The 22,556-nt window shown below is 62.7% G+C and carries 31 protein-coding genes, 1 other RNA gene and 1 pseudogene; 17 read left to right on the forward strand and 16 right to left on the reverse strand.

Annotation, left to right across the window (positions count from 1 at the left end; all coding sequences use genetic code 11):
* Positions 1-138: 138 nt before the first annotated feature.
* Both ACX3P1_RS09035 and ACX3P1_RS09040 read left to right on the forward strand, forming a co-directional pair.
* A pseudogene (locus tag ACX3P1_RS09035) lies at positions 139-908 on the forward strand (IS5 family transposase).
* A gap of 130 nt (positions 909-1,038) precedes the next feature.
* Complete coding sequence (locus ACX3P1_RS09040) at positions 1,039-1,260, forward strand: alkylphosphonate utilization protein (RefSeq protein WP_459079245.1); 222 nt, start codon at positions 1,039-1,041, stop codon at positions 1,258-1,260.
* Between the two features lie 23 nt (positions 1,261-1,283).
* On the opposite strand, the gene ACX3P1_RS09045 is transcribed toward ACX3P1_RS09040, so the two are convergent.
* The 3 genes from ACX3P1_RS09045 to ACX3P1_RS09055 all read right to left on the reverse strand — a co-directional run bounded on the left by ACX3P1_RS09045 (position 1,284) and on the right by ACX3P1_RS09055 (position 3,870).
* The gene (locus tag ACX3P1_RS09045) at positions 1,284-2,471 is read right to left on the reverse strand and encodes a vWA domain-containing protein (RefSeq protein WP_459079246.1); all 1,188 of its coding nucleotides are present in this window, start codon (positions 2,469-2,471) and stop codon (positions 1,284-1,286) included.
* A gap of 3 nt (positions 2,472-2,474) precedes the next feature.
* Complete coding sequence (locus tag ACX3P1_RS09050) at positions 2,475-2,921, reverse strand: GNAT family N-acetyltransferase (RefSeq protein ID WP_459079247.1); 447 nt, start codon at positions 2,919-2,921, stop codon at positions 2,475-2,477.
* 109 nt (positions 2,922-3,030) lie between these two features.
* Positions 3,031-3,870, reverse strand: a complete 840-nt coding sequence (locus ACX3P1_RS09055; RefSeq protein ID WP_459079248.1) for an AAA family ATPase — start codon at positions 3,868-3,870, stop codon at positions 3,031-3,033.
* Between the two features lie 122 nt (positions 3,871-3,992).
* Between ACX3P1_RS09055 and ssrS the strand changes: the two genes are divergently transcribed.
* From ssrS to ACX3P1_RS09075, 4 genes are all read left to right on the forward strand, one after another.
* Positions 3,993-4,148, forward strand: a non-coding RNA gene (gene ssrS / locus ACX3P1_RS09060) — 6S RNA.
* Positions 4,149-4,202: 54 nt separating this feature from the next.
* The gene (locus ACX3P1_RS09065) at positions 4,203-4,790 is read left to right on the forward strand and encodes a 5-formyltetrahydrofolate cyclo-ligase (protein WP_459079249.1); all 588 of its coding nucleotides are present in this window, start codon (positions 4,203-4,205) and stop codon (positions 4,788-4,790) included.
* A gap of 64 nt (positions 4,791-4,854) precedes the next feature.
* Positions 4,855-5,676, forward strand: a complete 822-nt coding sequence (locus ACX3P1_RS09070; protein WP_459079250.1) for a TIGR00282 family metallophosphoesterase — start codon at positions 4,855-4,857, stop codon at positions 5,674-5,676.
* Between the two features lie 100 nt (positions 5,677-5,776).
* Positions 5,777-6,544: a TerC family protein gene (locus ACX3P1_RS09075; RefSeq protein WP_459079442.1), complete on the forward strand. Its 768-nt coding sequence runs from the start codon at positions 5,777-5,779 to the stop codon at positions 6,542-6,544.
* A 20-nt stretch (positions 6,545-6,564) separates the two neighbouring features.
* On the opposite strand, the gene ACX3P1_RS09080 is transcribed toward ACX3P1_RS09075, so the two are convergent.
* Positions 6,565-7,047: an SRPBCC domain-containing protein gene (locus tag ACX3P1_RS09080; protein WP_459079251.1), complete on the reverse strand. Its 483-nt coding sequence runs from the start codon at positions 7,045-7,047 to the stop codon at positions 6,565-6,567.
* Positions 7,048-7,107: 60 nt separating this feature from the next.
* Here ACX3P1_RS09080 and ACX3P1_RS09085 point away from each other — a divergent pair, with 60 nt between their 5' ends.
* The gene (locus ACX3P1_RS09085; protein WP_459079252.1) at positions 7,108-7,431 is read left to right on the forward strand and encodes an ArsR/SmtB family transcription factor; all 324 of its coding nucleotides are present in this window, start codon (positions 7,108-7,110) and stop codon (positions 7,429-7,431) included.
* A 172-nt stretch (positions 7,432-7,603) separates the two neighbouring features.
* A complete protein-coding gene (locus ACX3P1_RS09090) occupies positions 7,604-8,353 on the forward strand; it encodes a YebC/PmpR family DNA-binding transcriptional regulator (protein WP_459079253.1) in 750 nt (249 codons plus the stop codon).
* A 270-nt stretch (positions 8,354-8,623) separates the two neighbouring features.
* Here the strand turns inward: ACX3P1_RS09090 and ACX3P1_RS09095 are convergent, their stop codons facing one another.
* Complete coding sequence (locus ACX3P1_RS09095) at positions 8,624-8,932, reverse strand: DUF1244 domain-containing protein (protein WP_459079254.1); 309 nt, start codon at positions 8,930-8,932, stop codon at positions 8,624-8,626.
* A gap of 22 nt (positions 8,933-8,954) precedes the next feature.
* Complete coding sequence (locus ACX3P1_RS09100) at positions 8,955-9,752, reverse strand: N-formylglutamate amidohydrolase (protein ID WP_459079255.1); 798 nt, start codon at positions 9,750-9,752, stop codon at positions 8,955-8,957.
* Positions 9,753-10,070: 318 nt separating this feature from the next.
* Between ACX3P1_RS09100 and ACX3P1_RS09105 the strand changes: the two genes are divergently transcribed.
* Together ACX3P1_RS09105 and pyk are read left to right on the forward strand one after the other, a co-directional pair.
* On the forward strand, positions 10,071-10,487 hold the full coding sequence (locus tag ACX3P1_RS09105; RefSeq protein ID WP_459079443.1) for a DUF1036 domain-containing protein: 417 nt from the start codon (positions 10,071-10,073) through the stop codon (positions 10,485-10,487).
* Entirely contained in the window at positions 10,484-11,917 is a 1,434-nt protein-coding gene (gene pyk, locus ACX3P1_RS09110) for a pyruvate kinase (RefSeq protein ID WP_459079256.1), read from the forward strand. Before ACX3P1_RS09105 ends, pyk begins: the two co-directional genes overlap by 4 nt.
* A gap of 31 nt (positions 11,918-11,948) precedes the next feature.
* On the opposite strand, the gene ACX3P1_RS09115 is transcribed toward pyk, so the two are convergent.
* The 5 genes from ACX3P1_RS09115 to ACX3P1_RS09135 form a co-directional block, all read right to left on the reverse strand.
* The gene (locus ACX3P1_RS09115) at positions 11,949-12,530 is read right to left on the reverse strand and encodes a tetratricopeptide repeat protein (protein ID WP_459079257.1); all 582 of its coding nucleotides are present in this window, start codon (positions 12,528-12,530) and stop codon (positions 11,949-11,951) included.
* A gap of 109 nt (positions 12,531-12,639) precedes the next feature.
* Positions 12,640-12,765, reverse strand: coding sequence for a type B 50S ribosomal protein L36 (ykgO, locus tag ACX3P1_RS09120; RefSeq protein WP_459079258.1), 126 nt, complete (start codon positions 12,763-12,765; stop codon positions 12,640-12,642).
* A gap of 158 nt (positions 12,766-12,923) precedes the next feature.
* Positions 12,924-14,000 carry a 5-(carboxyamino)imidazole ribonucleotide synthase gene (locus ACX3P1_RS09125; RefSeq protein WP_459079259.1) on the reverse strand — a complete coding sequence of 359 codons (1,077 nt, stop codon included), beginning with the start codon at positions 13,998-14,000 and terminating at the stop codon, positions 12,924-12,926.
* Complete coding sequence (purE, locus tag ACX3P1_RS09130; RefSeq protein ID WP_459079260.1) at positions 13,997-14,494, reverse strand: 5-(carboxyamino)imidazole ribonucleotide mutase; 498 nt, start codon at positions 14,492-14,494, stop codon at positions 13,997-13,999. Before purE ends, ACX3P1_RS09125 begins: the two co-directional genes overlap by 4 nt.
* Positions 14,495-14,570: 76 nt before the next feature.
* Entirely contained in the window at positions 14,571-14,774 is a 204-nt protein-coding gene (locus ACX3P1_RS09135; RefSeq protein WP_459079261.1) for a YdcH family protein, read from the reverse strand.
* A 232-nt stretch (positions 14,775-15,006) separates the two neighbouring features.
* Here ACX3P1_RS09135 and ACX3P1_RS09140 point away from each other — a divergent pair, with 232 nt between their 5' ends.
* Complete coding sequence (locus tag ACX3P1_RS09140; RefSeq protein ID WP_459079262.1) at positions 15,007-15,186, forward strand: YdcH family protein; 180 nt, start codon at positions 15,007-15,009, stop codon at positions 15,184-15,186.
* Positions 15,187-15,447: 261 nt separating this feature from the next.
* Here ACX3P1_RS09140 and ACX3P1_RS09145 read toward each other — a convergent pair whose 3' ends face one another.
* Both ACX3P1_RS09145 and ACX3P1_RS09150 read right to left on the reverse strand, forming a co-directional pair.
* Positions 15,448-15,588 (reverse strand): DUF1127 domain-containing protein, encoded by a 141-nt coding sequence (locus ACX3P1_RS09145; protein WP_459079263.1) that lies wholly within the window; start codon positions 15,586-15,588, stop codon positions 15,448-15,450.
* Positions 15,589-15,733: 145 nt separating this feature from the next.
* Positions 15,734-16,714, reverse strand: a complete 981-nt coding sequence (locus ACX3P1_RS09150; protein ID WP_459079444.1) for an NAD(P)H-quinone oxidoreductase — start codon at positions 16,712-16,714, stop codon at positions 15,734-15,736.
* Positions 16,715-16,843: 129 nt separating this feature from the next.
* Between ACX3P1_RS09150 and ACX3P1_RS09155 the strand changes: the two genes are divergently transcribed.
* The 5 genes from ACX3P1_RS09155 (at position 16,844) to ACX3P1_RS09175 (ending at position 19,668) form a co-directional block, all read left to right on the forward strand.
* Entirely contained in the window at positions 16,844-17,038 is a 195-nt protein-coding gene (locus ACX3P1_RS09155) for a DUF1192 domain-containing protein (protein ID WP_459079264.1), read from the forward strand.
* 78 nt (positions 17,039-17,116) lie between these two features.
* The gene (locus ACX3P1_RS09160) at positions 17,117-18,364 is read left to right on the forward strand and encodes an MFS transporter (RefSeq protein WP_459079265.1); all 1,248 of its coding nucleotides are present in this window, start codon (positions 17,117-17,119) and stop codon (positions 18,362-18,364) included.
* A gap of 31 nt (positions 18,365-18,395) precedes the next feature.
* Positions 18,396-18,659 (forward strand): ArsR/SmtB family transcription factor, encoded by a 264-nt coding sequence (locus tag ACX3P1_RS09165; protein ID WP_459079266.1) that lies wholly within the window; start codon positions 18,396-18,398, stop codon positions 18,657-18,659.
* Between the two features lie 103 nt (positions 18,660-18,762).
* Positions 18,763-18,996: a hypothetical protein gene (locus tag ACX3P1_RS09170; protein ID WP_459079267.1), complete on the forward strand. Its 234-nt coding sequence runs from the start codon at positions 18,763-18,765 to the stop codon at positions 18,994-18,996.
* Positions 18,997-19,236: 240 nt separating this feature from the next.
* The gene (locus tag ACX3P1_RS09175; RefSeq protein WP_459079268.1) at positions 19,237-19,668 is read left to right on the forward strand and encodes a GlcG/HbpS family heme-binding protein; all 432 of its coding nucleotides are present in this window, start codon (positions 19,237-19,239) and stop codon (positions 19,666-19,668) included.
* A 62-nt stretch (positions 19,669-19,730) separates the two neighbouring features.
* On the opposite strand, the gene ACX3P1_RS09180 is transcribed toward ACX3P1_RS09175, so the two are convergent.
* The 3 genes from ACX3P1_RS09180 to ACX3P1_RS09190 all read right to left on the reverse strand — a co-directional run bounded on the left by ACX3P1_RS09180 (position 19,731) and on the right by ACX3P1_RS09190 (position 21,503).
* A complete protein-coding gene (locus tag ACX3P1_RS09180; protein ID WP_459079445.1) occupies positions 19,731-20,138 on the reverse strand; it encodes a hypothetical protein in 408 nt (135 codons plus the stop codon).
* Between the two features lie 188 nt (positions 20,139-20,326).
* On the reverse strand, positions 20,327-20,509 hold the full coding sequence (gene rpmF, locus ACX3P1_RS09185) for a 50S ribosomal protein L32 (RefSeq protein WP_006203806.1): 183 nt from the start codon (positions 20,507-20,509) through the stop codon (positions 20,327-20,329).
* 148 nt (positions 20,510-20,657) lie between these two features.
* On the reverse strand, positions 20,658-21,503 hold the full coding sequence (locus tag ACX3P1_RS09190; protein WP_459079446.1) for a biosynthetic peptidoglycan transglycosylase: 846 nt from the start codon (positions 21,501-21,503) through the stop codon (positions 20,658-20,660).
* Between the two features lie 53 nt (positions 21,504-21,556).
* Between ACX3P1_RS09190 and ACX3P1_RS09195 the strand changes: the two genes are divergently transcribed.
* Positions 21,557-22,486: a polyprenyl synthetase family protein gene (locus ACX3P1_RS09195; RefSeq protein ID WP_459079269.1), complete on the forward strand. Its 930-nt coding sequence runs from the start codon at positions 21,557-21,559 to the stop codon at positions 22,484-22,486.
* Positions 22,487-22,556 lie beyond the last annotated feature (70 nt).

Below are 22,556 nucleotides of genomic sequence, written 5' to 3' on the forward strand. Positions count from 1 at the left end.
ATTGCCAGCCTCCATCAAAGCTGGCTCCCCATGAATCACGCATTCAGCGCCATGGGAATCCCAAAAATCACGATTCTACCAAAGTAGTGATAGGGTCAATCGACATTCATGATTCCCAAATCGGCTGCTGTCTGATTCATGAGGTTCCATGTTGAAGCATGGAGCGGGCGACGGGGATCAAGCGGTACGAATTGGACGAGGCGCAATGGCTTCGGATCGCGCTGCTTCTACCCCGGCAAGGTGCGTGATCCAGGCCGCAGTGGCTCGGATAACCGTTTGTTCGTGAACGGTTGTTTGTGGGTTCTTCGATCGGGGGCGCACTGGCGCGACTTGCCCGAGCGTTATGGCAAGTGGAAGACGGTGCATCGGCGTTTCAGCCGGTGGTGCCACGCCGGCGTGTGGGAACGTGTGTTCGATACGCTGACTGCGGACCGCGACAACAAATACCTGATGCTCGACAGTACCATTGTTCGCGCCCACCAGCAGGCAGCGAACGGAAAAGGGGGGCCAAGGATCAGGCGTTGGGGCGTTCCCGAGGTGGATTGACCACCAAGATCCACATGCTCTGCGATACGATGGGTCGCCCTTTGCGGTTTCTGATCACGCCGGGCCAAGCCAGCGACATCACCGCCGCTCCCCACCTTCTCGAGGGCCAGGAGGCTGGTGCCGTGCTCGCCGACAAAGCCTATGACAGCAACGACTTACGACAGCGCATCGCCGACATGAAGGCAGAGGCGGTGATCCCCTCCAAGCGCAACCGCAAGGTCGTCATCCCGCACGATACCGACATCTACAAGCACCGCAACCGCCTCAAGCACTTTCGTCGTTTCTCCACGCGCTATGATCGACGCACAATCCACTTCTCCGGCTTCGTCCACCTCGCTGCCGCCATGATCTGGCTGCGCTGAATGTCGATCGGCCCTAGAGCACGACCGAACCAATCGCCTGTCCTGACTGGCAGTTATGTTGCGGGTCTCGTAAGATCAGGCCAAAGCCGCCTTCCGGCGCGAAACACCAGATACAGGACGCGAAAAAGACATGAGCGATGTGATCGTACGGGATAGCAATGGCAGTCAGCTCAGCGACGGCGATTCCGTGACCGTGATCAAGGATTTGAAGGTCAAAGGCACCTCCGAAACCATCAAGCGCGGAACGCTGGTCAAGGGTATTCGCCTGACCGGAAACCCCGGCGAGGTCGAGTGCAACACCAAGCAGGTCAAGGGACTGGTGCTGAAGACCGAGTTCCTCAAGAAGGCCTGATCTTTCAGGCGTACGCCGCCGGTTCAGTGCTTTCGCGACAATTGTTTTGTCGCGGCCTCGAGACCGGCGAGCGTCAGGCCGAACATGCGGCCATCGAAAATCTGGTGGATCATGCCGGTAGAGTGGGTGTAGCCCCAGTGCTTTTCGGCCACCGGGTTGAGCCACACCGAACTCGGCCATTGCTGCAGCAGGCGTGATAGCCAGACGCTGCCGGCCTCCTTGTTCCAGTGCTCCACGGAGCCGCCCGGCTGGATGATCTCGTAAGGGCTCATGGCGGCGTCGCCGACGAACACGACCTTGTAGTCCGGGCCGTATTTGTGGATGAGATCGAAGGTGGGAATGGTTTCCGTCCGGCGGCGATTGTCCTTCCAAACGCTCTCATAGACGCAATTGTGGAAGTAGAAGAAGTCGAGCTGGCGAAATTCGGCGCGCGCCGCCGAAAACAGCTCCTCCACGCCGCGGATGTGATCGTCCATCGAGCCGCCGACATCGAAGAACATCAACAGCTTCACCGCGTTGCGCCGTTCGGGGCGGGTGCGCACGTCGAGATAGCCGTGCTCGGCGGTGGCGTGGATGGTGCCGGGCAGGTCGAATTCCTCCTCCGCACCCTCGCGCACCCAGCGGCGCAGCCGTTTCAGCGCGATCTTGATGTTGCGGGTGCCAAGCTCGACGCTATCGTCGAAATTGCGGAACTCGCGCTTGTCCCAGACCTTTACCGCGCGGCGGTGGCGGCTTTCATGCTGGCCGATACGTACGCCTTCGGGGTTGTAGCCATAGGCGCCGAAGGGCGAAGTGCCGGCGGTGCCGATCCATTTCGAGCCGCCCTGATGCCGCTTCTTCTGCTCCTCCAAGCGCTGCTTCAGCGTCTCCATGAGCTTGTCGAAGCCGCCGAGCGCCTCGACCAGCTTTTTCTCTTCGTCGGACAGGTGCTTTTCCGCCAGTCGCCGCAGCCAGTCTTCCGGCAGGTTCGCAACATCGATGGCATCTTCGCCGGCAAGCGCCTCGATACCCTTGAAGACATGCGAAAAGACCCGGTCGAAGCGGTCGATATGGCGCTCGTCCTTCACCAAAGCGGCGCGGGCGAGATAATAAAAACCTTCGACGTCATAGTCGACCAGCCCCGCCTCAAGCCCTTCCAGCAGCGACAGATATTCCCTCAGCGAAACCGGAATTCTCGCGGCCTTCAATTCAAGAAAGAAAGGGATGAACATGGTCTACAGCAGATCGTACTCGATGAACCCCGTGCGCCGTGCCACGCGGTCGTAGAGTTTGCGCGCGGTGGCGTTGGCCTCATTGGTCATCCAGTAGACGTTGGTGACCCCGATCTTGGCCGCCTCCTGCTTGACCGCCTCGATAAGTGCTGCGCCGACGCCCTTGCCGCGCGCTGCGGGGTCGGCGAACAGGTCCTGCAGATAGCAGTTGTTGACCAGCGACCAGCCGTTGCGGTGGTAGAGATAATGCGTCAGACCGACGGCCTTGCCGTCGAGATGCGCGATAAAGCCGTTCGGCTCGTATTCGCCGTCGTTGAACAGGCGCTGCCACGTGCTGGCATAGACCGCTTCCGGCAGCTTCGTTTCGTAGAAATCGAGATAGGCGGTCCACAGGCGCCGCCAATCGGCGTGGTCGGCTTGTTCGAGAGAACGGATGGTGATGTCGGTCATTGTGTTTGCTCCTTGATACGCGGCATACCCAGTCCTTCGCTATGGCTCCGGGCGTTCGTCACTCGAAAAGCCAAATCATTGGCTTTTCGTCCGCTATGCGGATCGTTCCTCACCCCTGCCGGCGCGCCATGAAGGCGAGGCGCTCGAACAGGTGCACGTCCTGCTCGTTCTTGAGCAACGCGCCGTGCAGTTTCGGTAGCGCGTTCTTCGGGTCGGCGCGCAGATCTTCCGGCGAAATGTCGTCGGCGACCAAAAGCCTGATCCAGTCGAGCGCTTCCGAGGTCGAGGGCTTTTTCTTCAGGCCGGGCACGTCGCGGATTTCGTAGAACTGGGTGAGGGCCGCCCGCACCAGGTTCTGCTTGATGCCCGGATAATGCACCTCGACGATGCGGTGCAGCGTCTCGACGTCGGGGAAGCGGATATAGTGGAAGAAGCAGCGGCGCAAAAACGCGTCCGGCAGTTCCTTCTCGTTGTTGGAGGTGATGATGACGATGGGGCGGACCTCAGCGCGAACCGTCTCGCCGGTCTCGTAGACGAAGAACTCCATTTTATCGAGTTCCTGCAGCAGATCGTTGGGAAACTCGATGTCGGCCTTGTCGATCTCGTCGATCAACAAAACGATCTTCCTGCCCGCCGCGAAGGCGTCCCATAATTTGCCGCGCCTGATGTAGTTCTTGATGTCGTTGAAGCGGGCGTCGCCGAGCTGGCTGTCGCGCAGCCGCGAAACGGCGTCATATTCGTAGAGGCCCTGCTGCGCGCGCGTCGTAGACTTGACGTTCCATTCGATCAGGTCGAGCCCGAGTGCTGCCGCCACCTGCTTGGCGAGTTCGGTCTTGCCGGTGCCGGGTTCGCCCTTGACCAGCAGCGGCCGTTCCAGTGCGATTGCCGCGTTTACGGCCACCATCAGATCCTTGTCGGCGACATAGGCCGCCGTGCCTTCGAAGCGCATTTTTTGTGTTCCTTTTGTTGGCCAGAACCTACGGAGCCGGCTCCGCGGGTGCAAGAGCGGCAGGCGTCGAATAACGCAATGGGCGTCTGGCTAAGCGAGGCCAAGAAGCCTATATTGGGCGTGACGATCTGTGCTTCCCGGCAGGAGAACATTTTCCCCGGGGCCTTAATGATCCCCAGGGAGCTGTCCCTGTCCCGACCCGTGGGTTTGGACACACGGCGCCCACCTACTTTGTAGGTTCCCGGGATCGCTCTCTCCACCGGTTGTGTGGATCGTCACTTGACCTGCCCCACAAGTTGCGATTGTTCTGCGGCTCTGCAACGGGCCGCGCCATGATTTCTCCCAAGGAATTGAAAAAACACCTGCGCCTTGAAGCGCTGGCCCGCCGCGATGCGCTCGATCCGGTCTGGCGGGTGGAAGCGGCGCTCGACATGGCCGAGACGGCGCGCAAGGAAATCACCGTCGAGCCGGGGCAGGTCGTTTCCGGCTTCTGGCCGATGCGCTCGGAGGTCGATGTGCGGCCGCTGATGTTTGCCTTGGCTGAAAAAGGCGCGCGGCTTTGCCTGCCGGCCATTTTGGACAAGACCACCATCGTCTTTCGCGAACTGGTGCGCGGCGCCCCGATGGTCGAGATGGGGTTCGGCACCGTCGGCCCGCATGAGGAGGCGCAAGTGCTTGACCCCGCCATCATGCTGGTGCCGATGGCGGCCTTCGACGAGCGCGGCCACCGCATCGGCTATGGCGGCGGCTATTACGACCGGGCCATCGAGCGACTGCACAAGGCCGGTAACCCGCCGCACCTGATTGGCGTCGCCTTCGACTGCCAGCAGGTCGAGCGCGTGCCCGAAGAGAAGCACGACGTGGTTCTGGCCGAAATACTGACCGAAAGCGGCTTGCGCCGCTTTGGCGCTAGTGGCTAGAACAGTTTTCGTCCATCGCGCATGTTTTTTCAAAAAACCGTGCCGCTTTTCAAGGTTATTTCTGGTGAGACTGCTTTTCCTCGGCGACATGGTTGGTAAATCCGGACGCACGGCGGTTTGGGACCAGCTTCCCGGCCTGATTTCCGATTTCAAACTCGATTTCGTCATCGTCAACGGCGAAAACGCCGCCGGCGGCTTCGGCATCACCGAGGAGATCTTTCGCTCGACGCTCGCGGCCGGGGCCGATGTCGTTACCACCGGCAACCATGTCTGGGACCAGCGCGACGCGCTGGCCTTTGCGCCGCGCGAACCGCGTTTCCTGCGGCCCTCCAATTTTCCGAAAGGCACGCCGGGCAAGGGCTCGGGTGTCTTCATGGCCAAAAACGGCGCGCGCGTGCTGGTCGCCAACATCATGGGGCGCGTCTTCATGCATCCCGAACTGGACGATCCGTTCCAGGCCGGCGAGCGCGAGCTTTCCGCCTGTCCGCTCGGCGAGCAGGCCGATGCGGTCGTCATCGATTTCCATGCCGAGGCGACTTCGGAAAAGATGTGCTTTGGGCATTTCGTCGATGGCCGGGTCTCGCTGGTCGTCGGCACGCATACGCATCAGCCGACCGCCGACCACCAGATTCTCAATGGCGGCACCGCCTATATTTCGGACGCCGGCATGTGCGGCGATTACGATTCCTCGCTCGGCATGGACAAGGAAGAGCCACTCAACCGATTTCTCTCGAAAGTTCCGAAAGGGCGCTTCGAGGCCGCCAACGGCCCCGCCACGCTCTGCGGCGTCGGCCTCGATATTTCCGACCGCACCGGGCTGGCCGAAAAGATCGCGCCGTTCCGGCGTGGCCCTCGTCTGGAAGAGACTGCGCCCTCCTTCTGGTAAGAGACCGTTTGATTTTTGCGGGCTGGTGCTTGAAGCTGTGAAAGCCGCGCCCTATTTGGGCTGAAATATTTTCAACTGTTGCAGCGAGCAAGCCGCCATGATGCCGATCGTCGACTTCCTGGCGCCTCACTTTACCTTTGTCAGCGATCCGACCGCCTGGGTGGCGCTGATTACGCTGATCGTGCTCGAGATCGTGCTCGGCATCGACAATCTGATCTTCATCTCCATCCTGACCAACAAGCTGCCCGAAGCGCAGCGCGCGCGTGCCCGCCGTCTCGGCATTTCGGCGGCGCTGATCATGCGGCTGGTGCTGCTCGCCACCATTTCCTTTATCGTGCAATTGACCGAGCCGGTGTTTTCGGCCCTTGGCCACGGCTTTTCGTGGCGCGACCTGATCCTGATCGCCGGCGGCCTGTTCCTAGTGTGGAAGGCCACCACCGAAATCCATCATACCGTCGACAAGGACGAGGGCGAGGCAGGGGCGGCGCTAGGCGGCACGCTAAAACTGTCGATGGGTGCGGCGATCTTCCAGATCTTGCTGCTCGACCTGGTGTTCTCGATCGATTCCATCATCACCGCCGTCGGCATGACCGACGAAATCGCCATCATGTATATCGCCGTCATCGTCGCGGTGACGGCCATGATGCTGGCCGCCGGGCCGCTGGCCGACTTCATCGCCAAGAACCCGAGCATCGTCATGTTGGCGCTGGGCTTCCTTTTGATGATCGGCATGACGCTGATCGCCGACGGCATGGGCTACCATGTGCCCAAGGGCTACATCTACGCCGCCATGGGCTTTTCCGCGCTGGTCGAAGGCCTCAACATGCTGACGCGGCGGCGCAAGAAGGCGCGGCCGGGCGGCCACTGACCACGTCCGCCGCGCGCAGTCTATTTGCTCTCCGGCGTCGGTAGTTCGCCCTTCATCTCGCTTGGATAGAATCCCTCGCGCAGGTTGATGCCGTATTCGACATAGGCCTTCATGCAAGACAGCATCTGCGACCAGCCCTCGCAGTTGCCGTAGGAATATTTCCGGCCGGCATCGTCCTCGGTCCAGCCGGATTCGGCGATGGTAACGAAGGTGCCGCCGTCGTCCAGTTGTTCGAAACCCATCTCGATCTTCGTCTTGTAGGCGGCTTGGCCCTTGGCGGCGGCGCCGTCCCAGCGCAGCACGATGCACTTGTTTTCCACCACCTCGTCGACTTCCACCGGCACCGTCTTCCACCATGTGACGGTGGTGCCGGCAACCAGCGGCGCGCTGGCGCCGCCCAGCGTCGTGAAATAGCCGCTCAACTTCTTCGGATTGACCACGGCATCGAAAACCTCGGCCACCGGCTTGCCGATGCGGCCGGAAACACGGAATCCAACGGACATGTCCACAACTCCCTGGCTTGCATTTCTTGAAGTCCGTAAAATATGTTATATAAACATAACATGTCAAGCGAAACCAGAGACGATGCCGTATTCAAGGCGCTGGCGCATCCGCGCCGCCGCCTGCTGCTGGACGAGCTGAAGGACGGGCCGCGCACCACGGGCATGCTGTGCGAGGCCTTCGCCGACCTGGACCGCTGCACGGTGATGCTGCATCTGAAAGTGCTGGAGGAGGCGGGCCTGGTGGTGGCCAAGCGCAAGGGGCGCGAGCGATGGAACCATCTCGACGCGCTGCCGATCAAGCGCATTCATGACCGCTGGATCAGCGAATACGCCACGCACGCGCTCAGCATTATCGACCGGCTGCAGGCGGATATGGAGGGCTGACGCCGGATCGCGGCCGGCATGACAGCTTCGCCGTCGACTTTTCCTCGGCCGGCTGGACGAATTGAGCCGATTTATCTATAAGCCGGCCATTATCGAAAAATGTTGGACTGTCCCCGGCGCGGCCCGTGCGAGCGTCAGACGGCCCGACCGCCGCGAAGACGACAGGAACCCCATGGCCGGCCATTCACAATTCAAGAACATCATGCACCGCAAGGGCCGCCAGGACGCGGTCCGCTCGAAAATGTTTTCCAAGCTGGCGCGCGAAATCACCGTCGCCGCCAAGACCGGCGCGCCCGACGTGTCGATGAACCCGCGCCTTCGCCTTGCGGTTCAGAACGCCAAGGCCGTGTCGATGCCGAAGGACAACATCCAGCGCGCCATCAACAAGGCCTCGATGGGCGATGCGGAAAACTATGAGGAAGTGCGCTATGAGGGCTATGGCCCCGGCGGCATCGCCCTCATCGTCGAGGCGCTGACCGACAACCGCAACCGCTCGGCCTCCAATGTGCGGGCCGCTTTCACCAAGGCCGGTGGCGCCATGGGCGAAACCGGCTCGGTGTCGTTCATGTGGGACCGCGTCGGCGAAATCTTTTATCCCGCCTCCGCCGGCAACGCCGAAAAAGTCATGGACGCGGCGATCGAGGCCGGCGCCGACGACGTGCAGTCGGACGAGGACGGCCACACCATCCTGTGCGCCTTCGAGGGCCTCGGCGACGTGTCAAAGGCGCTGGAAGGCGCACTTGGCGAGGCGGAATCGGTAAAAATCATCTGGAAGCCGCAAAGCAGCATCCCGGTCGACGAGGAACGCGCGCAATCGCTGATGAAGCTGGTCGCCACGCTCGAAGACGACGACGACGTGCAGAACGTCTATGCCAATTTCGAGGTCGACGACGAGACCCTGGCCAAACTCAGCGCCGCTTGAGTTTTTTTTACGCCCTGGTCTTGCCGGGGCGTTTTTCTTTGGTGCGTGGTGCGTCCTTCGAGGCCGCTCCGCGGCACCTCAGGATGAGGACCGTAGAGCACCACGGCATCTTAGGATGGGGACGGTAGGGCTACTGACTTCAGAATAAGAATGGCAGCCTACCGCACCTCTGATTTGGGTACTGTAGCACCACGGTCCTCATCCTGAGGTGCGAGCCATGGGCGAGCCTCGAAGGACGCACTCCCGTCCCGGAGCGCAAGAAAAGGCGGATCAGTGATCTGCCGGCCGGCTGACCTCGAACGCAGCCTTCTTGGCATCCGAGGCTTCGGTCTGGTGCTGCTTCTGCCAGTCGACATAGGGCATGCCGTAAACAATTTCCCGCGATTCTTCCTTGGACAGGGCAACGCCCTGCTCCTCGGCGGCCTCGCGATACCAGTTGGACAGGCAGTTGCGGCAAAAGCCGGCCAGGTTCATCAGGTCGATGTTCTGGACGTCGCTGCGCTCGCGCAGATGGCCGAGCAGCCGGCGGAAGGCGGCGGCCTCGAAATCGCGTTTCTGTTCGTCGCTCAATGGGGTCATGGTCGCCTCCGTCACCTGTTTCTCACAGCGGCCCGGTTCGCGAGCCGAACTGCTTCACCTGATGTATATCGGGCCTGCGGTTGATTTCTTCAACGATCGGAGCCAGCCGCTCGGCCCAGGCGACAGCACCCTCAGGGTCGGCGATCAGGTCCTGCCGTATCTCGATCAGCGCGTGCGCGAAGCCGTTGACGACGGCGTGCTTGAACATCGTGTCGCCGCGCAGCGCCCCGTCATAGGGTTCGTTGTCGCCGATGCTCAGCTTCTCGTCCGCCGCCAGCATCTCCATCAGGGGCCGGGCGACGCGGTCGTCCAGGTCCCACAGCAGGCCCACATGCCATGGCCTTGCCCTTCCGTGCATGGACGGCGTGAAGGAATGCACCGACAGGATGAAGGGCGCCTTGCCGGACGCCTGCGCGACCGAGGCGACCATGGCCCCGACCGCATCGTGATAGGGCCGATAGAAGGTTTCCAGCCGTCTTTCGCGTTCCTCGGCGAGCATCGGATAATTCGCCGGGATGACGGTGCCGTCGTAAAGCTGGCGGATCAGCGTCGGGTCGTCCTCGCCGCGGTTCGGATCGATCAGCAGGCGTGAAAAGGTCGCGATGACGGCCGGCGCGCCGAGAAGGGCGGCCAGCTCGCGCGTCACCGCCTCGACGCCGATGTCGTAGGCGATGTGGCGGTCGAATTCCGCTGCCGGCAGGCCCAGATTGCCATATTCTTCCGGCAGGTCGCGCCGCGCATGGTCGGCAACAAGGACAATGCCGCGCCTGCGATCACCCTCGATGATGTCGAAGGGCGCGAAAACTGTGGATCGGGTCATGGGGAGCCAAAAGGATCCATTTATCGTCAAAGGAGCAGTGGTAGCGTCATTCCACGAACAGGGAACGGGCGCAATGCCGTTGTTTGAACAAGGTTTTTGCAGAAATCTGGTGTAAGGCCGCGCACGGCCGTGCCCGGCAGCATCTAAATCGATTGGATTTAGGCGATCCGGCGCGTTGACTTGCGCGCGGAGTTTTCCGAAAAGGGACGTGAGAGCCATATGACTGCGTCGTTGTTGAGGGTTTTGAGCATGATTTCCGCTGGCAGGCCGCTTCGGCGCGCTGCCTTTTTGCCGTTTGCAATCGCCGCCGCGTCGCTGATGACGCTGGTTGCGGCCACGCCGGCGCGGGCCGACTTTCGCGTCTGCAACGCGACGCAGAACCTGATCGGCGTCGGCATCGGCTACCGCGCCAAGGCGGGCTGGATCACCGAGGGCTGGTGGCACATTGACGGGTCGAGCTGCAAGACGCTGATCGAAGGGCCGCTGTCATCGCGCTTCTACTACCTCTACGCGGAAGACGCCGAGCGCGGCGGGCGCTGGGACGGCCCCATCAACATGTGCGTGGCCGAAAAAGAGTTCAAGATAGCCGGCGTCAGCGACTGCATCGCGCGCGGCTTCCAGCGCGCCGGCTTCCAGGAATACGACACGGGCGAACAGGCAAGCTGGATGGTCCAGCTCACCGATCAGCCCGCAACGGACGGCGCTGCTGCCGCCCCCGAAAGCAAGAGTCCATGAGACGCAACCGCAAGGTTAAGATACTCGCCACCATCGGTCCCGCCTCCTCGTCCGAGGAAATGCTGAAAAAGCTGTTCGAAGCGGGCGCGGACGTTTTCCGCATCAATATGAGCCATACCGATCACGAACTGATGCGCACGCTGATCGGCCGCATCCGCGCTGTCGAGGAAAAGGTCGGCCGCCCCATCGGCATCCTCGCCGACCTGCAGGGACCGAAGCTTCGCGTCGGCAAATTCGCCAATGGCAAGGAAACCTTGACCGCCGGCCAGACTTTCACGCTGGATGACAATCCCGAGCCCGGCACCGCATCGCGCGTCTATCTTCCGCACCCGGAAATCCTCAGCTCCGTGCAGGCCGGCCACCGCCTGCTGATCGATGACGGCAGGCTGGAACTGACGGCGCTCAAGAGCGACGGCAAGCAGATTGTCTGCACGGTCGTTGCCGGCACCAACATCTCCGACCGCAAGGGCGTCAGCCTGCCGGACACCGACCTGCCTGTCGGCGCGCTGACCGAGAAGGACCGCAGGGACCTCGACGCGGCGCTGGACGCGGGCGTCGACTGGATCGCGCTGTCCTTCATCCAGCGTCCCGAAGACCTGGCCGAGGCGCGCAAGATCGCGCGCGGGCGCGCGCTCATCATGTCCAAGATCGAGAAGCCGCAGGCCGTCGCCAGGCTGGCCGAGATCATGGAGCTTTCCGACGCCATCATGGTCGCGCGCGGCGATCTCGGCGTGGAAATGCCGCTCGAGGCCGTACCCGGCATCCAGAAGCAGATCACCCGCAAGGCGCGCAGCGCCGGCAAGCCGGTCGTCGTCGCCACCCAGATGCTGGAATCGATGATCGAGGCCCCGGTTCCCACCCGCGCGGAAGTGTCCGACGTCGCCACGGCGGTGTTCGAGGGCGCGGATGCGGTGATGCTGTCGGCGGAATCGGCTGCGGGCGCCTATCCGGTCGAGGCGGTGGCGACCATGAACCGCATCGCCCAGAAGGTCGAACAGGACCCGACCTATGCTGCCGTCATCAATGGCCAGCGCGCGGCCCCGGAAAAGACCGGCGCGGACGCCATCTCGTTTGCGGCGCGCGAAATCGCCGAGACGCTGAACCTGTCCGCCATCGTCACCTACACGGCGTCGGGAACCACCGGCCTGCGCGCCGCGCGCGAGCGCCCGCAAGTGCCGATCATCGCGCTAACGCCGATCCTCAACACGGCGCGGCGGCTGTCGCTGGTATGGGGCACGCACTGCGTCGTCTCGCCGGACGCCAGCGACCTGGACGACATGGTCACGCGCGCCTGCCGCATCGCGCTGGAGGAGGGGTTCGGCCAGCGTGGCGACCGTATCATCATCACCGCCGGCGTGCCGCTGAGGACGCCCGGCTCGACCAATATGCTGCGCATCGCCTATGTCGGCTCGGAAGACGGCGGCCGCTGACCCGCCGGAACCGCGACCCCGATCGCGTGGATCAGATGCGTTCGCCGGCCAGTTCCTCGGACAGGGTCGAAACCTGTTCCTGGGCGCTGCGCATCATCGGGTAGATGGCAAGCACGCGCTGCCAGGCATCCAGCGCCGCCTGCTTGTGGTCGGTGTCCGCCATGATCTGCGCCAGGCCCGACAGTGCGCCGAAATGGCGTGGCTCCAGCCGCAAGGTCCGGTCGATGTCGGCCATCGACTTGCCATAGCTCTTCATCATGTAGTGAACGGTGGCGCGACGGTTCCAGCCTTCGGCATAGGTCGGGTCGAGCGTCACCACCTGATCGAGAAAATCGAGCGCGACGCCGAATTTTTGCGTTTCCATGGCCTTTTGCGACCACTGCATCATCAGATTGATGCTGGCGCTGCCGGAATCCGTCCATTCCCGCCAGATATTGCCGGCAATGCGCTCGGCCGCCTTGTCGTTGCGCTCGCGCTTGAGATCGGCAAACAGCTTGTCGAGCCGGGCTTTCTGGGCGGTCGCGGCAGAAGGCGTCGCCGGAGCGCCCGCCAATGCCGGCGGCGCAACGCCCAGCAGCAAAAGAACGGCCAGAAACGCAAAGACATTCCGCATGGCGGGGAGTCTATCCTCGGCCAGGGGAACGTCAAACTGAATTTAGCGTGACAGCCGGCGAACCGGCCGTGGCGTCAGGCGACGGAGGCGCGGCCTCCGTCACGACAACTCAACCCTGGCGCGCCTTGAAGCGCGGAGCGGTCTTGTTGATGATATAGACGCGGCCCTTGCGGCGGACGAGCTGGTTGTCGCGGTGACGCGCGCGCAGCGACTTGAGCGAATTCTTGATCTTCATGGTCTTGCCTGTCGGTCTATGCCCTGTGCGGGCCAAAATCTGAAGGCACGCCCGAAGACACGCCATTTCCTGTGCCCGGCTCATAAACGAGGAGTCTTGTCCGTGTCAACCGCGACAGGCTCTCGGCACCACGGATTCACCTGCAGCGGGCCGCGTTCTCAGCGATTGCGCAGGACGCGTGTGAAATGGCCCATCTTGCGGCCGGGGCGGGCTTCGGCCTTGCCGTAGAGATGCAGCATCACATCGGCTTGGCCAAGCAATTCGTCCGTGCGCAAAACATCGTCGCCGATGAGGTTTTCCATGACGCAGTTCGAGTGGCGGCGAGGCTGCCCGAGCGGCAGGCCGGCAACGGCGCGGATATGCTGCTCGAACTGCGAGACGGTGCAGGCGGCTTCCGTCCAGTGGCCGGAATTGTGGACACGCGGCGCAATCTCGTTGGCGAGCAGCGAGCCGTCTTCCAGAACGAAGAATTCGACGCCGATGACGCCGACATAGTCGAGCGCGGTCAGGATTGTTTTCGCCGCAGCCTGTGCCGCGATGGCCGTCTGCGCCGAAATCGCGGCAGGGACGGTCGAACTGTGCAGGATGCCGGCGCGATGCACGTTCTCGGCGGGATCGTAGGCGGCGATCGAGCCATCGATGCCGCGCGCGGCGATCACGGAAATCTCGCGCTCGAAGCCGACCAGCGATTCCAGGATAAGCGGCACCGAGCCCATCGCCTCGCAGGTGCCGGCAAAGCCGCCGGTCGCCATGTTTCGGAACACGCGCTGGCCCTTGCCGTCATAGCCCATGCGCCGCGTCTTCAGCACGCCGCTGCCGTTGAATTTGTGCAGAGCTTGCGTCAGTTCCTCGTCGGTGGACACCGGGCAGAAGTCGGCGGTGGGCACGCCTATGCCGTTGAGAAATTTTTTCTCAGTTACCCGGTCTTGCGCTACTTCGAGGGCGCGGGCCGGCGGATAGACCGAAACCGTCGCTGCCAGGCTTTGGGCCGCGCCAACGGGAACGTTTTCGAATTCATAGGTGACGACGGCCGATGCCGCAGCCAGTTCGGCAAGTGCCGCGGCATCGTCATAGGCGGCCACGATCTGCCGGTTGGCGACCTGTGCGGCCGGGCAATCCGGCTGCGGTTCGAGCACGACCGTCCTGTAGCCGAGGCGGGCGGCGGCCATCGCCAGCATGCGGCCCAACTGGCCGCCGCCGATGATGCCGATGGTCGATCCGGCCGGCAGGCTCATGGTGCGTCCACCGGCTCGAGCGCTACCTTTGCGGTCTGGGCTTCGCGCCAGGCGTCGAGGCGGCCGGCAAGCGCTTCGTCGTTGAGCGCCAGCACGGCGACTGCCAGCAGCGCCGCGTTGATCGCGCCGGCCTTGCCGATGGCCAGCGTTCCGACCGGGATGCCGGCCGGCATCTGCACGATGGAATAGAGCGAATCCTGCCCCGATAGTGCCTTTGATTCAACCGGCACGCCGAAGACCGGCAGCGGCGTCATGGCGGCGGTCATGCCGGGCAGATGGGCAGCACCCCCGGCACCCGCGATAACTACCTTGTAGCCGGCCGCTTTCGCGCCCTTGGCGAATTCATACAGCCGGTCCGGCGTGCGGTGGGCGGAGACAATAAGCGCCTTGTGCGGCACGCCGAGCGCTTCCAGCGTTTCGGCGGCATGGCGCATGGTGGCCCAGTCCGACTGGCTGCCCATGATAATGGCGACGTCGACGCGTTGATCGCTCAATGTCAGGCTCCCGGCGGCAAAACGACGACGTAGCGGAATTGACGGAAAGCCGCAAGCAGCGGGTGTTGCGACCCGGTCAGGCGATGATGTCGGGGATGATCCTGTCTTCCAGCGCCATCAGCCTGTCCTTGAGGAACAATTTCTTCTTCTTCATTCGCTGAATCTGGAGCGGATCGCAGCCCATGGCAATCATCGCGTTGATGGCGGCGTCGAAATCCGCATGCTCCTGCTTCAATCGAGCAAACTCTAGGCGGGTATCGGCCTGTTCCTGATCGGGCATCGTTCCATCTGCGTGTGTGCTGCGCCCAGCGATGGGCAATCGGGCGGGACCGGCTGCGCAATACGAGCCGGTAGAGTGCTTCTAGCACGTTTCACTTTATCGGGAAATGCGAGAGTGGGCATTCGACATGAGAGTCTGTTGGTGGCACACTGTCATCGTGCCGTCACAGACTTGCCTGCGGTGGACGTCCTGACGGCAGCAGTCGAGGAAATCATGAAAGGGAGCACCAATCATGTCTCTTGCTAACCATCTTGACGAGTTGCACAGAAAACACGGCGATATCGAGCGTGAAATCGACAACGCGATGACCCATCCCTCTGTCGACGATCTTCAGATCGTGGATCTCAAGCGACGCAAGCTGGCACTCAAGGACGAGATTGAAAAGCTGAAAGCGCAGCCGACCGCTCACTGAACGGACCGGCTGACAGGGCAGGCCTTGCCCGTTCCGGCGAGATGATTTTCGCCGGAACATCATGGTGTTTTTCTGTTCAGACCGCTGCCGGCCGATTGCCGGTGGCTATGGCATCCATGGCGGCGTTTTGCCGCCAAAAAGAACAAACCCGCCGGACAGGGTCTGGCTGGTTCGGAACCGAACACGGAATGCTGTGCTGTTCGGCTCTACTTTGTTGCCTGGCCTCGGGCGCGGATGCGCTTTGCGGGGCCAGGCTTCAGATTAGATCGAAGCGCGGGCGATCTTCTGGATGTCGGCGCGATTGATGCCGAGGTCGTTCAGCTCGCGGGTGTTGAGGCGGTTCAGTTCGCGCACGGTCTCGTTGTACATGCGCCAGTTACGGAAAGAGCGGATCGGGTTCATGATTTCCTCCATCGGGGGTTGTTCAATCTGATGGGAGGTAGATAGTTCTTTCGGTTCCCGAAATAAATGCATGATTTTGCATGGCGGCAATGCAAATGCTGCATTGCAACATTAACGCATGCTTAAAATGGCGGCGGCCGCCTTTTCAGCCGACGTCCAGCACGATCTTGCCGATATGTTCGCCCTCTTCCATGCGCTCGTGCGCCCGCCATGCGTCGTTGAGCGGGAAGATCATGTCCATCACCGGGGCGACGCGGCGGGTTGCCAGCAGCGGCCACACCTGGCTTTCGAGGCCGGCGGCGACCGATCCCTTGAATTCGACCGTGCGCGGCCGCAGCGTCGAGCCGGTATGGACCAGCCGCTTGATCATGAGCTTGGAAAAATCGGCGCTGGCCACGGCTCCGCCCTGCGTGGCGATCTGGACGATGCGGCCTTCGACGGCGGCGGCGTCGTAGTTGCGGCCGACATAGGCCCCGCCGACCATGTCGAGGATGACGTTGGCGCCCGCGCCGCCGGTCGCCTCTTTGACCACGGCCACGAAATCCTCGTCGCGGTAGTTTATCGCGCACGATGCGCCGAGCCTTACGCAGGCTTCGCATTTTTCCGCCGAGCCGGCGGTGGCGATGACGGTGGCGCCGAAGGCCGATGCAAGCTGGATCGCGGTCGTGCCGATGCCGGACGAGCCGCCATGGACCAAAAGCACCTCGCCGGCCTTCAAGGCGCCGCGCTCGAACACATTGTGCCAGACGGTGAAGTAGGTTTCGGGCACGGCGGCCGCTTCCGTGTAGGTAAAGCCGGCAGGCAGCGGCAGCGCGTTGCTGGCATGCACTGTGACATATTCGGCATAGCCGCCGCCCGGCGTCAGCGCGCAGACGCGGTCGCCGACGGCCCAGCGCGCCGCGCCTTCGCCAAGGGCCGCCACTTCGCCGGCTACTTCGAGGCCGGGCAGGTCGGACGCGCCTATGGGCGGCGGATAGGCGCCCTTGCGTTGCAGCACGTCGGGCCGGTTCACGCCGGCTGCATGGACGCGGATCAGGATTTCGCCGGGGGCTGGCTGCGGCACGGCGCGCCGCTCCGGCTTCAGCACCATCGGCCCGCCGGGCGTGGAGATCGCCACCGCGTTCATCTTGTCTGGAATCGTGTGCCGTGCGCTCACCGGGTCGCTCCGCTCTGTTGCTTTTGATCCTTGCCGCTGCCCTATGTATGCTGATTGGCAAATCAGGCAAACTATTCGACGCGATGCGGAGGACCGGCAATGGCGATCTTCGACGACGAACCCAGGAAAAAGCCCAAGCCGCACGAAATCGGGCAGGATTTGTCGCTTCTCGCGCAGAGCGAATTGCGGGAACGGATAGGATTGCTGCGTGAGGAAATAGCCAGGCTCGAGGCCGAACTCAAGACCAAGGACGCGACCAAATCGGAGGCGGAAGCCCTGTTCAGACGCGGCTAAACACGGCAAGCGCCGCCGAAAAGCCTGAAACGACGCATCTCTGCGACACCCAAGCCCACTCTTGACCCGAGCAGCCCGATGTTTGCAGCCTACACACCAATCCTGTCTCTCCTGCGGGGAACGGCGTTCCTGCTTGCCGCATCGGGATTGCACGGCCTGCTCATGCCGTTGCGCGGGCAGGCGGAAGGCTTTTCCACGGCGTCGCTCGGCCTGATGGGCACGGCCTGGGCCGGCGGCTTCGTCGCCGGCTGCTTCTTTGCGCCCCGCATCGTGCGGCGCGCCGGCCATGTGCGGGCCTTCGGCACGTTTGCCGCGTCAGCCGCGATCGTTGCGCTTTTGACCGGGCTCATCATCAATGAAACTGTCTGGATCCTGCTGCGCGCCTGTACCGGCTTCGTCATGGCCGGCGCTTTCATGGTCATCGAAAGCTGGCTGAACGAAAAGGCGACCAACGAGACGCGCGGCACGGTATTCGGCATGTATATGATGGTCACCTATGCCTCGATCATGGCCGGGCAGATGATCGTCGCGGCGGGCGATGTGCAATCGGCGTCGCTGTTCATGATTACCGGCATCTTCTTTTGCCTGTCGCTGATCCCGACCGCCGTTTCGAGCGCGTCGCATCCCAAGCCGCTGCAGGATGTTTCGCTTGACCTGAAGGGCCTTTACGCCAATTCGCCGGTTTCGGCCGTCGCCTGCGTGCTGATCGGCATCGCCAACGGCGCATGGGGAACGCTGGGTGCGGTTTATGGCGCGCGCATCGGCGTCTCGACGCCCCAGATCGCGCTGATGATGTCGCTTGTGGTCGTGGCCGGGGCTGCGATGCAGATGCCGGCAGGGCGGCTGTCCGACCGGACCGACCGCCGCTACGTGCTGGCGGGGGCGGCCGGCGGCGCAGCCCTTTTCGCCCTTGCGCTGTTTCTGTTCCAGCCGCGTTCGGGCACTTTCGTCATCGTCTTCACGGCGGCCTATGGCGCGTTCGCCTATACGCTCTATTCGATCGCGGTGGCGCATGCCAACGACCATGCCGACGCCGAGGATTTCGTAAAAGTTTCGGGAGGGCTGCTCATGCTTTACGGCTTCGGCACCATGATCGGGCCGTTGCTGGCGGCTGGCCTGATGGGCTGGATGCGTCCCGAAAGCCTGTTCCTGGCCACCGCCTTCGCGCATCTTTGCCTTGCCGGCTACACCATGCTGCGCGTGCGCCGCCGCGCGCCGGTTCCCATCGAGGATCGCGACGCGTTCAAGACGCTGCCGGTCGAACGGTCGATCACGCCGGAATCGCTCCGGCTCGACCCGCGTAGAAAAGATGAAACCGAAGGTTGAGCTTTGGTCGGCTTTGCCCCACAAATGAAGCATGATGCAAGTCGACGCGTTTGCCGCCATAGCCGATCCCAACAGGCGCTACCTGCTTGAGGAACTGCGACGCGGGCCAAAGACCGTCAATGAGCTTGCCTCTGGCCTGCCGGTATCGCGCCCGGCCGTTTCCCAGCACCTGAAGGTGTTGCTCGAAGCCGGCTTGGTCAGCGCCACGGCGGAGGGAACGCGCCGCGTCTATGCGGTCAGCAATCGCGGCTTCCTGAAGCTCAACCTGTGGCTGGATCAGTTCTGGGAAGCCTGACTGTCGCTGGAAGCGGCCGCCGCGGGCAAGTTAGTTCGCTATTTCAGGCCGGCGTCTGCTACTAAGGGTCGAAGTTATACACACGCGATTGGATAAGCATTTGGTGGAAAATTCCAAAGACACCGCGCGCGCCCGTGCCGACCTGCGCTTCAAGAAGCAGGAAGAGCAGGCCTCCGTCCGGCAAAAGGCGATGGCGGAATATGTCGCAGAGGGCAAGGCGCGCCAGATCAAGACCGACAAGTTGAAGGCCTTGCGGCTCGCCAAGGAAGCCGAGGATCTTGCCAACGCACCGCCCGCGCCGGTCAAGAAGCCGCGCGCGAAAAAGAAGCCTGCCTGACAGGCCATTTCGACTAAGAGACCGTTTGATAATTCGCCCTGCCGAGGCATATGGCGTGGTTTTCGAGAACCGGAGCGGAGCGTACACCGGTACGTGAGCACCGAAAGCGCAGAAAACCGCGCCAGATGACCGTCAGGGTAGAATTTCCAAACGGTCTCTAAGAAGCACTTTCAACGCGGGGCGCTATTGTCATCTGCCCGGCAGGCCGGAAAATTGTGCTTTTTGTAACTGGAGATATTCATGACGGCCCTGCCACTCGATAAAGCCAACAAGATCATCGATGCCGCTTTCACCAAGGCCGCCGAGCTAAAGTTGAAGCCGCTTGGTGTTTCGGTTCTGGATGCCGGCGGGCATCTGGTTGCGTTCCAGCGGCAGGACGGGGCCTCGTTCCTGCGCCTGCAGATCGGCAGCGGCAAGGCTTTTGGCGCGCTTGCGATGGATGCGGGTTCGCGAACGGTCGCGAAGGCAGCGATGGAGCGTCCTCACTTCATGCAGGGTCTGTCGGGCGTTTCCGATGGCCGCGTCGTGCCGGTTCCAGGCGGCGTGCTCGTCCGGGACGGATCGGGCGCGATCATCGGCGCGGTCGGCATTTCGGGCGACACGTCCGACAATGACGAGGCAGCCGCCATCGCCGGCATTCAGGCGGCAGGCTTTACGCCCGACGCGGGCTAAGCAATTCCAGGAAAAATGGAAGCCGGTTTTCCGTCCGGAATTGCGGAAAAATAAAGAAAAATCTAACTGAGATTGACGTCGCGGCCGGCCGCGCGGATGGAGACGGAAAAGCCGGCCAGAACGTCGATCAGCGCGATGATCGTCAGCGTGAAGAATACGGAGTGGGCCGCGCCCTTCACCAACAGGAACTCGACCAGATAGGCCACGAAGACGAAGGTCGAGAGAAGGTGGTCCATCACCGAGGCGTTGCTGGTGCGGGTCGATTTCAGGATTTCCACGAAGAAGAAGGCCAGCCCGATCAGCACCATGAGATCGCCGAGCGTCATGGAAAAGACGCCGCCCGACATCATGCCCAGGGTGAAGATCACCGTTGCCCAGGGGTCGCCGGCCGCGCCGACGCCGAGAAAGCCCGCAAGCCCCAGATTGTAGAGGATGAAGGGCACGATCAGCAGGGGAACGGCACCGAGCATTTCAAATCTCCGCATTGCGTGCCTCCTGTAGAAGACGGCAAGCGTTTCGCGTCAAGTATCTTCAATGCGTAGCCCGCCCGATCAAGTGCCCGATCAGGCGTCGCTGGTGATGGAAACGCCGCCGCAAACGCGAAAAGACCGGCCAGCGGGCCGGTCATTCGGATACGTATCGCCGATGGAAGCCGGGTTCAGCTTTCCTTCGGCTCCAGAACCTGGCGGCCGCGATACATGCCGGTCTTCAGGTCGATGTGGTGCGGGCGGCGCATTTCGCCGGAATTCTTGTCCTCGACATAGGTCGGGGCCTTCAACGCGTCGGCCGAACGGCGCATGCCGCGCTTGGAGGGAGAGGTTTTTCGCTTCGGTACGGCCATGGATATGCTCCATTACATGGTCAAAAAGCCCCGCATGCCCTCGAAAGGGCCTCTTGCCGGGGCCGGAATCTGAGATAAGTGGGGTGCCTATACACGCCCTCCGTGGTTTTGGCCAGCGCCGCCGCATAATTTTTTCATCGGTTCCGGCTCAATCGAGGCAGCCGACATAGGCGCCGGACCGAGCGGCGCGGTGTTCGATCACGTTCGCCAGCCGCCGCAATCCCTTGCCGGGCTTTGCGGGGTTGCGGGCGATCGGATTGGGCAGGGTAACGGCAAGCAGGGCAGCTTGGCGCCGCGACAGCTTTTTGGCGGAAATGCCGAAGTGATGCTGGGCGGCGGCCTCGATCCCGTAGATGCCGGGCCCCCACTCGGCGATGTTGAGGTAGATTTCCATGATACGCCGCTTCGGCAGGACGGCATCGAAATAGACGGCCAGCGGCAGTTCGATCAACTTGCGCAGGCTGGCCAGCGGCCGCGACCACAGGAACAGGTTCTTCACCGTCTGCATGGTGATGGTCGAAGCGCCGCGCGTGGCCTCGCCCTGCAGCGCGTCATCAACCACGCCCTTCAATTCACGCAGGTCGATGCCGTGATGGAAGCAGAACTGGCCGTCTTCCGACATGATGACGGAATGCGCCAGAACCGGCGCCACGTCGTCGATCGAAACCCAACGCCGGTCATAGCTCGTGAATGTCGCCAGATCCTTCAGCATCAGCGTGGAGACGGGGTGGACGAAGGACGGCAGGTAAAGCAGCGTCAATGCCAGCGGCAGGACCGCCACGGCGACGACGCCCAGAATGCCGCGCCGGACCCAGCCCTTTCGTCGGGCGCGGTTCCCCCGTCTTGGCCGTGCCGACATTTCAAGCCTTTCGGATTCGGGCCGTTCAATTTCTGGCCTTGCGGACTCGAGCCTCTCGGTCCCGGGCCATTCGATTTCGGGATCAATGATCGGTTCCGCCACGCCGCCCGCCTTCCGTATCCCCGCTTCCGGCATAATGGTGCTTGGCTTCTTGCGCAACGCCTGAGTGTCGGCTACCGCTCGCCGCCATGACGATAGGCGACCAGATGGCATTGGAGGCAGCGCTTGCCGTGCGCGGGCAGGCGGTGGATGCTGTGTTGCGGCAACTGCTCGAAGATCGGCCGCTTTCGGGCGAGATCGCCCGCCCGGCCGGCCTGATGGCGGCCATGCGCCATGGCGTCCTCAATGGCGGCAAGCGCCTGCGGCCCTTTCTGGTGCTGGAAAGCGCTGCGCTGTTTTCAAGCGATGGCGATGGCGATGGCGACGGCGCGTTGCGGGTCGCGGCCGCGCTCGAATGCGTGCATTGCTATTCGCTGATCCACGACGATTTGCCGGCCATGGACGATGACGATCTGCGGCGGGGACAACCCACGGTGCACAAGGCCTTTGGCGAGGCGAGCGCGATCCTGGCCGGGGACGCGCTGCTGACGCTGGCATTCGATATCCTGGCCGACGACGCCACGATGCTTGCGCCCGAGCGCAGGATAGCGCTGGTCTCGGCGCTTGCCCGCGCGGCGGGCGCCGGCGGCATGGCGGGAGGGCAGATGCTCGATCTCGACGCCGAGCGCAACAGGCCCGACGAGGGCGGCATCATCATGCTGCAGGCGATGAAGACCGGCGCCTTGATCCGCTTTGCCTGCGAGGCAGGGCCGATCCTTGCCGGCGCGCCGGCGGCAGACCGCGAAAGGCTGGCGGAATTCGGCTCGGCGATCGGTCTTGCCTTTCAACTCGCCGACGACCTGCTCGACGTTACCGCCGATGCCGGGCAGATGGGCAAGGCAACCGGCAAGGATGAAGCCGCCGGAAAAGCCACGCTTGTGGCGCTGCACGGCGTTGCCTGGGCGCGGCAGCAGCTTCAGGGCCTCGTCGGCCAGGCGCACGGTCTGCTTGAGCCTTACGGCGAAAAGGCCGCGCTTTTGAACGCGGCTGCGGTCTTCATCGCCACCCGCGCCAGTTGATCTTCAAACAGCCTCTAAATAAGCGGCGGATCAAGTAAAGCGACCAACAGAACCAAATTTTAACCCTAAT

This window comes from Mesorhizobium sp. A623, from assembly GCF_054489405.1.

Excerpts from the sequence above, each read along its gene's own strand:
- ACX3P1_RS09040 (WP_459079245.1), top strand. The coding sequence starts at position 1,039 with ATGAGCGATGTGATCGTACGGGATAGCAATGGCAGTCAGCTCAGCGAC.
- ACX3P1_RS09045 (WP_459079246.1), bottom strand. The coding sequence starts at position 2,471 with ATGTTCATCCCTTTCTTTCTTGAATTGAAGGCCGCGAGAATTCCGGTT.
- ACX3P1_RS09050 (WP_459079247.1), bottom strand. The coding sequence starts at position 2,921 with ATGACCGACATCACCATCCGTTCTCTCGAACAAGCCGACCACGCCGAT.
- ACX3P1_RS09055 (WP_459079248.1), bottom strand. The coding sequence starts at position 3,870 with ATGCGCTTCGAAGGCACGGCGGCCTATGTCGCCGACAAGGATCTGATG.
- ACX3P1_RS09065 (WP_459079249.1), top strand. The coding sequence starts at position 4,203 with ATGATTTCTCCCAAGGAATTGAAAAAACACCTGCGCCTTGAAGCGCTG.
- ACX3P1_RS09075 (WP_459079442.1), top strand. The coding sequence starts at position 5,777 with ATGCCGATCGTCGACTTCCTGGCGCCTCACTTTACCTTTGTCAGCGAT.
- ACX3P1_RS09080 (WP_459079251.1), bottom strand. The coding sequence starts at position 7,047 with ATGTCCGTTGGATTCCGTGTTTCCGGCCGCATCGGCAAGCCGGTGGCC.
- ACX3P1_RS09085 (WP_459079252.1), top strand. The coding sequence starts at position 7,108 with ATGTCAAGCGAAACCAGAGACGATGCCGTATTCAAGGCGCTGGCGCAT.
- ACX3P1_RS09090 (WP_459079253.1), top strand. The coding sequence starts at position 7,604 with ATGGCCGGCCATTCACAATTCAAGAACATCATGCACCGCAAGGGCCGC.
- ACX3P1_RS09095 (WP_459079254.1), bottom strand. The coding sequence starts at position 8,932 with ATGACCCCATTGAGCGACGAACAGAAACGCGATTTCGAGGCCGCCGCC.
- ACX3P1_RS09100 (WP_459079255.1), bottom strand. The coding sequence starts at position 9,752 with ATGACCCGATCCACAGTTTTCGCGCCCTTCGACATCATCGAGGGTGAT.
- ACX3P1_RS09105 (WP_459079443.1), top strand. The coding sequence starts at position 10,071 with ATGACGCTGGTTGCGGCCACGCCGGCGCGGGCCGACTTTCGCGTCTGC.
- pyk (WP_459079256.1), top strand. The coding sequence starts at position 10,484 with ATGAGACGCAACCGCAAGGTTAAGATACTCGCCACCATCGGTCCCGCC.
- ACX3P1_RS09115 (WP_459079257.1), bottom strand. The coding sequence starts at position 12,530 with ATGCGGAATGTCTTTGCGTTTCTGGCCGTTCTTTTGCTGCTGGGCGTT.
- ykgO (WP_459079258.1), bottom strand. The coding sequence starts at position 12,765 with ATGAAGATCAAGAATTCGCTCAAGTCGCTGCGCGCGCGTCACCGCGAC.
- ACX3P1_RS09125 (WP_459079259.1), bottom strand. The coding sequence starts at position 14,000 with ATGAGCCTGCCGGCCGGATCGACCATCGGCATCATCGGCGGCGGCCAG.
- ACX3P1_RS09135 (WP_459079261.1), bottom strand. The coding sequence starts at position 14,774 with ATGCCCGATCAGGAACAGGCCGATACCCGCCTAGAGTTTGCTCGATTG.
- ACX3P1_RS09140 (WP_459079262.1), top strand. The coding sequence starts at position 15,007 with ATGTCTCTTGCTAACCATCTTGACGAGTTGCACAGAAAACACGGCGAT.
- ACX3P1_RS09145 (WP_459079263.1), bottom strand. The coding sequence starts at position 15,588 with ATGAACCCGATCCGCTCTTTCCGTAACTGGCGCATGTACAACGAGACC.
- ACX3P1_RS09150 (WP_459079444.1), bottom strand. The coding sequence starts at position 16,714 with ATGAACGCGGTGGCGATCTCCACGCCCGGCGGGCCGATGGTGCTGAAG.
- ACX3P1_RS09155 (WP_459079264.1), top strand. The coding sequence starts at position 16,844 with ATGGCGATCTTCGACGACGAACCCAGGAAAAAGCCCAAGCCGCACGAA.
- ACX3P1_RS09160 (WP_459079265.1), top strand. The coding sequence starts at position 17,117 with ATGTTTGCAGCCTACACACCAATCCTGTCTCTCCTGCGGGGAACGGCG.
- ACX3P1_RS09165 (WP_459079266.1), top strand. The coding sequence starts at position 18,396 with ATGATGCAAGTCGACGCGTTTGCCGCCATAGCCGATCCCAACAGGCGC.
- ACX3P1_RS09175 (WP_459079268.1), top strand. The coding sequence starts at position 19,237 with ATGACGGCCCTGCCACTCGATAAAGCCAACAAGATCATCGATGCCGCT.
- ACX3P1_RS09180 (WP_459079445.1), bottom strand. The coding sequence starts at position 20,138 with ATGCTCGGTGCCGTTCCCCTGCTGATCGTGCCCTTCATCCTCTACAAT.
- rpmF (WP_006203806.1), bottom strand. The coding sequence starts at position 20,509 with ATGGCCGTACCGAAGCGAAAAACCTCTCCCTCCAAGCGCGGCATGCGC.
- ACX3P1_RS09190 (WP_459079446.1), bottom strand. The coding sequence starts at position 21,503 with ATGCCGGAAGCGGGGATACGGAAGGCGGGCGGCGTGGCGGAACCGATC.
- ACX3P1_RS09195 (WP_459079269.1), top strand. The coding sequence starts at position 21,557 with ATGACGATAGGCGACCAGATGGCATTGGAGGCAGCGCTTGCCGTGCGC.